Origin of the sequence: Campylobacter sp. 2018MI10 (assembly GCF_018501175.1) — a bacterium.
GTDB lineage: Bacteria > Campylobacterota > Campylobacteria > Campylobacterales > Campylobacteraceae > Campylobacter_E.
Genome location: NZ_JAHCZD010000069.1, coordinates 1 through 512 on the forward strand (window position 1 = coordinate 1; position 512 = coordinate 512).

General features: G+C 38.9%; 1 pseudogene. It reads left to right on the forward strand.

Going from position 1 to position 512, the window contains the following annotated elements:
• Positions 1 to 512, forward strand: a pseudogene (locus KJR01_RS09695) (IMP dehydrogenase); the annotation flags it as partial.

A 512-nucleotide genomic window follows, 5' to 3' on the forward strand; every position in this document is an offset into this window, starting at 1 on the left:
TAAGAGAGTATTGTCAAATTTGGTTGATAATGTTATGACTAAAATACATATAATTACAGCTCCAAAGAGTTATATTATAGATTATACAGAAAAAATTTACAGCATCAACAAAGTAGAAAAACTTCCTATAGTTGATGAGCAAGGACGCTTAGAAGGACTTATCACTATAAAAGATCTTAAAAAACGCAAAGAATATCCAGATGCAAATAAAGATAGTTTTGGAAGATTGCGCGTAGCGGCTGCGATTGGAGTAGGACAAATGGATCGAGTGGATGCTTTGGTAGAGGCTGGAGGGGATGCGGTAGTTCTTGATTCAGCGCACGGGCATTCTAAGGGTATCATTGATACAGTAAAAAGCGTTAAAGAAAAATATCCAAATTTGGATTTAATCGCGGGCAATATCGCTACCGCAGCTGCTGCAAAAGCACTTTGAGAAGCAGGTGCTGATGCTGTTAAAGTGGGTATTGGCCCAGGAAGTATTTGTACTACGCGTATCGTTTCAGGAGTAGGTG